Origin of the sequence: Vibrio sp. V08_P9A1T1 (assembly GCF_963874405.1) — a bacterium.
Taxonomy (GTDB): Bacteria; Pseudomonadota; Gammaproteobacteria; order Enterobacterales; family Vibrionaceae; genus Vibrio; species Vibrio anguillarum.
Genome location: NZ_CAWNIB010000126.1, coordinates 1 through 5,094, shown reverse-complemented (window position 1 = coordinate 5,094; position 5,094 = coordinate 1). Strand labels below are relative to the sequence as shown.

6 protein-coding genes are annotated in these 5,094 nt (G+C 44.2%); 2 read left to right on the top strand and 4 right to left on the bottom strand.

The window, feature by feature from the left end:
• Nucleotides 1-180: 180 nt before the first annotated feature.
• Together cls and AACT21_RS06350 are read left to right on the top strand one after the other, a co-directional pair.
• On the top strand, nucleotides 181-1,635 hold the full coding sequence (gene cls / locus AACT21_RS06355; RefSeq protein ID WP_026028020.1) for a cardiolipin synthase: 1,455 nt from the start codon (nucleotides 181-183) through the stop codon (nucleotides 1,633-1,635).
• Nucleotides 1,636-1,715: 80 nt separating this feature from the next.
• Complete coding sequence (locus tag AACT21_RS06350; protein ID WP_094164088.1) at nucleotides 1,716-2,912, top strand: cystathionine beta-lyase; 1,197 nt, start codon at nucleotides 1,716-1,718, stop codon at nucleotides 2,910-2,912.
• Between the two features lie 68 nt (nucleotides 2,913-2,980).
• Here AACT21_RS06350 and AACT21_RS06345 read toward each other — a convergent pair whose 3' ends face one another.
• Genes AACT21_RS06345 through pspA form a run of 4 tightly spaced genes read right to left on the bottom strand, consistent with a single transcriptional unit; the run spans nucleotide 2,981 to nucleotide 4,923 of the window.
• Nucleotides 2,981-3,571, bottom strand: a complete 591-nt coding sequence (locus AACT21_RS06345; RefSeq protein WP_013857035.1) for a DNA-3-methyladenine glycosylase I — start codon at nucleotides 3,569-3,571, stop codon at nucleotides 2,981-2,983.
• 52 nt (nucleotides 3,572-3,623) lie between these two features.
• Entirely contained in the window at nucleotides 3,624-4,013 is a 390-nt protein-coding gene (gene pspC / locus AACT21_RS06340; RefSeq protein ID WP_013857036.1) for an envelope stress response membrane protein PspC, read from the bottom strand.
• Complete coding sequence (gene pspB / locus AACT21_RS06335) at nucleotides 4,006-4,239, bottom strand: envelope stress response membrane protein PspB (RefSeq protein ID WP_026027627.1); 234 nt, start codon at nucleotides 4,237-4,239, stop codon at nucleotides 4,006-4,008. The genes pspC and pspB overlap by 8 nt, the downstream gene beginning before the upstream one ends.
• 15 nt (nucleotides 4,240-4,254) lie before the next feature.
• Nucleotides 4,255-4,923 (bottom strand): phage shock protein PspA, encoded by a 669-nt coding sequence (pspA, locus tag AACT21_RS06330; protein WP_026027628.1) that lies wholly within the window; start codon nucleotides 4,921-4,923, stop codon nucleotides 4,255-4,257.
• Nucleotides 4,924-5,094 lie beyond the last annotated feature (171 nt).

The following is a 5,094-nucleotide window of genomic DNA, read 5'->3' as shown; positions in this document are numbered from 1 at the left end:
CCGTAGTTTTATAGTTCAATTGTTGCTTTTTTATCCTCAGATCATTTTTTTAAACTGCTATGATCACTTTAGTAACACAATTCATCTGTTACTATTTTCATATTATTCACGCGATAAACTTCCTTTACTTTTCCCTTTCCCTTTACTATCGTGACTTATTCTATCGACAAGATTAATGGCATGGACAAGGTTTACCACGTTCTTACTTTAGCAGGCATCGCACTCTATTGGTTTTTGGTCGCCGCAGTCACGCTACGCGTTGTATTGAAACGCCGAGCTGTGAGTGTTTCTCTGGCTTGGCTGATGGTGATTTATATCATTCCGATTGTGGGAGTGATCTGCTACTTTCTTTTTGGTGAGCTAAATTTAGGGCGCAAGCGTGCAGAGCGTGCGAAGGAAATGTTTGCTCCATTTGGTGATTGGTTTAGACAGCTTAACGATTGCCAGGCTCATGCCCCTGAGGGAATGGGTGCTCAAATTTATAAAATTGATGAACTGTGTAACCACCGCATGGGGATTCCGGCCTTAAGTGGTAATACGTTATCACTGCAAACCTCCCCTAACGAAATTCTGCATTCCATCATTGCCGACATCGAACAAGCTCACACCAGTATTCAAATGGTATTTTATATTTGGCACCCAGGTGGATTGGCGGATTCGGTTGCGTCGGCTCTGATCCAAGCGGCCAAACGGGATGTGCACGTTAAGCTGCTGCTTGATTCCGCAGGGAGCCCCCGCTTCTTCAAAAGTCATTGGTATACCATGATGAAAGACGCAGGAGTTGAAGTCGTCCAAGCGTTAGAAGTGAGCCCGTGGCGGATGTTCTTACGCCGCTTAGACCTACGCCAACATCGTAAAATCATTGTTATCGACGATAAAATTGCCTACACAGGCTCAATGAATTTGGTTGACCCGGCCTATTTCAAACAAAACTCCGGTGTGGGTCAATGGGTCGATATTATGGTTCGTATTACCGGGCCTGCGGTCAATGTGCTGTCCGCCGTACATTGCTGGGATTGGGAGGTGGAAACGGGAACACGTATGTTACCAGCACAACCAGAATGTACAATTGGCCCGGATCAACCCCATCATCCAGTACAGGTTGTCCCCTCAGGCCCTGGTATGCCAGAAAACTTAATCTCCCAAGTGTTAACACTGGCGATTAATCAGTCAAACCAATCCGTTAGGATCACTACCCCTTACTTTGTGCCTAGTGCAGACCTATTAGCAACGCTAAAAATGACCGCTCAGCGCGGTATCAATGTTGAAATCATTATTCCACATAAAAATGACTCATTGATGGTCAAATGGGCATCTCGCGCATTCTATGGTGAGCTACTGGAAGCCGGGGTGAAAATATACGAATTCTACGGTGGTTTGCTGCACACTAAATCCGTCGTGATCGATAACCAGTTCTGTCTTGTCGGTACAGTGAATATCGATATGCGCAGCCTATGGCTCAATTTTGAAGTCACGCTCGCGATTGAAGACCAATCCTTCACTCAGGAAATGAACTGGCTACAGCAACACTATATAGAACAATCTCACTTGGTTGAGCTACCAATATGGGAGCAACGCCCACTGTATCATAGGTTTTTTGAACGATTGTTCTATCTGTTTAATCCGCTGCTGTAAACTTTTTATCTGACTGGGGTTGCCAAGCTAGGCAACTCCATGTTTTAAATAACGAACTCTCTCCCAGACAAGGATTTCGGATGTCAGAAGGTAAAAAAACACTGTTGGTCAATGCGGGTCGTAGTAAAAAGTGGACCAATGGCGTTGTCAACCCACCTATTCAGCGCGCCTCTACCGTTGTATTTGATAGTGTGGCTGAAAAAAATCAGGCCACTGTCAATCGGGCTAATAAAACACTCTTTTATGGACGCCGTGGTACTCATACGCACTTTGCGTTCCAAGAAGCAATGGTGGAAATTGAAGGTGGCGTCGGTTGCGCGCTTTTCCCTTGCGGTGCGGCCGCCATTGCCAATAGTATTCTTTCCTTTGTGCAAACGGGTGACCATATTCTGATGGTCGACACTTGCTATGAACCTACTCGTGATTTTTGTGAAAAAATCATGAAAAAAATGGGCATAGAAACGACCTACTACCCACCGACCATAGGTGAAGGGATCCGTACTTTGATCCAACCCAATACCAAAGTGTTGTTCACTGAATCACCCGGTTCGATCACGATGGAAGTGCAAGATATCCCAACCTTAGCGCAGGTTGCACATGAACATGACATCATTGTCATGCTGGATAACACTTGGGCGGCAGGCGTGAACTTTTCACCTTTTGAACATGGTGTTGATATTTCGATCCAAGCGGCGACGAAATACATTGTTGGCCACTCAGACGTGATGTTAGGAACAGCGATTGCCAATGAAAAATGCTGGGATCAATTGCGAGAGCAAAGCTATTTGATGGGACAATGTGTCTCACCTGATGACGCTTATTTAGGGCTACGAGGGCTAAGAACGTTAGATGTTCGCTTACGTCAACATGCTCAAAATAGCTTAGCCATTGCACACTGGTTAGCAGAGCAACCTGAAGTGGATCACGTTCGCCATCCTGCGTTAGAGACTTGTCCTGGACATGAGTTTTATCAGCGTGATTTCACTGGTGGTAACGGGCTGTTTTCATTTGTATTAAAGAGCAGTGATATAAAAGCTACGACGGCTTTGCTCGATGGCATGCAACATTTTAGTATGGGCTTTTCATGGGGTGGGTTTGAAAGCCTGATTTTAGCTAATGAACCCAAAAGCTTTGATAGTTTAAGAACCGTCGCACACCCGCACTTTGCAGGTACACTGATTCGAGTGCATATTGGTCTTGAAGATGTAGACGATCTGATCGCTGATCTAAAAGCGGGATTAGAACGCTACAGTGCACAGCTTGCTCTGCGTGCATAATATGAGCGGAAGAACAAAAGGCCGCTGAATCTTCAGCGGTCTTTTGCATATTAGGTTACCCTGAAAAATTAACGCTTGGGGCAATCAGCCAAATGATCGTTCACCATACCCACCGCCTGCATAAAAGCATAACAAATCGTTTCGCCGATAAACTTGAAGCCTTTTTTCTTTAGAAATTGGCTCATCGCCTTAGACGTGGGCGTCGATGTAGGGATATCACTCATCTGCTGCCAATGATTGAGCACTGGTTGACCATCCACAAACTGCCACAATGCTTTGGATAAGGAACCATACTCTTGCTGCAACAGTAAAGCCGCTCGTGCATTGGAATAGACAGAGGCAATTTTTCCTTTGTGCTTCACCACATCGAAATGTTCGATAATGTAAGGTGCCCGCGTTTCGTCGTACTGAGCCAGTTTTTCAAGATCATAACCGTCAAAGGCTAAGCGATAACCTTCGCGCTTTTTCAAAATCGTAATCCAGCTCAGCCCAGCTTGCGCACCTTCTAACGTCAAAAATTCGAACAACTTGACATCATCGTAAACGGGAATGCCCCACTCATTATCGTGATAATCGCGCTCTAAAGGGTGATTCATCGCCCATGCACAAGTCATTTCTGTATGATGCTTCATTTTTTGTTTCCTTACCCTTACCTTCATTTTCAGTGTCAGTTGAACAATGACACTGCAAATCTACGTGCCAGCTTTGCTTTTAAAGCTGATTAAACTCACGATTGACTTTAAATGCTTCAGAGGTGACATAAGCCTCCATTTTACGGATTTTCTGATCCACTCGAGTTAAATCTTGATCCAATGTCGCCAGCAAAGCTTCGGCGGTTTGTCCTTGCTCCCAAGGCTTATTCTTCAATGTATGTTCGCGTTGGGCTTTTAGCGTTTCAACATACTGAGTAGGCTGCTTTTCTAACATCAGCATCAAAGCCATATAAGCTAAAAGCACTAAAAAACCACCACCGAGTAGTGCAGCCGAGATGACCAATATACGCACCAACCAAACTTCTAACCCAAGATAATTAGCAAGCCCAGCGCATACGCCAGCTATTTTGCCATTGACCGGATCTTTATAGAGTTCTCGGCTAGCCATGATTTTGCCTCCAAGTCGGTGATTCAGCATCTAAGATGCGTTCAAGGGTTTCAACACGGCTTTGCAGTTTTTCCGCTTTTTCAGATAACGCTTTAATCCGCTCTAAATCCTCTTGTGACAATGAGTTGCTGCTATGTCGTTTACCTCTGTAATGCAGAAAAAGCCATATCGGTGCAACAAAAATCAAAAAGACAATCAGTGGACCTGCGATAAAAAATGATGACATATATGCCACTCCTCGTTATTGGTTTTTGTCCATTTGCTGTTTCAGTTTTGCTAGCTCTTGTTCAATTTCATCTTGCGCTTGAAGTTCAGCAAATTCTTGGTCGAGTGACTTAGCGTTACCAGACATAGCGTAGAGATCGGCTTCAGCTTCAAGTTCATCGACTTTACGCGAGTACTGCTCAAACTTCGCCATCGCTTCATCAGTACGGCTAGTATGCAAATGACGTTGCACATCACGACGGTTGTGCGCAGTTTGGCTACGAAGTGCCAAAGCTTGTTGCTTCACCCGTGTTTCGGCAATTTTGGCCTCTAACTTACCGATTTCCCCAGTCAATTTATCGATAGTTTCTTCTACCAAGGTTTGTTCAGTGTGCAAGCCTTTCTGCATTTCTTGCAATTTCTTTTTTTCAATTAAAGCAGCGCGAGCGAGATCTTCACGCTGTTTAGCAAGCGCCAAGGTCGCTTTCTGTTGCCAATCTTCAATATGAGAGGCCATAGAATCCACTTTACGCGCGAGCTCTTTCTTATCCGCAATAGCTTTGGCCGAATTGGTGCGTACTTCCACCAAGGTGTCTTCCATCTCTTGGATGATTAAGCGGATCATCTTTTCAGGATCTTCCGCTTTATCTAACAGTGCACTGATATTCGAGTTTACGATATCGGCAAAACGAGAAAAAATACCCATGTTCAATCTCCTGATTAGTTGTTCATGACGATGTAGTTATTGGTGAGCTATTTTGAATCGCTCAAAACGTTAAGACGAGAAGAGATAACCAAGTTTCATGCCATATATAAATCTATTTATAATCAATAAATTAGATAATATCTCATAGAATAAGATTACTGTGCTATGATG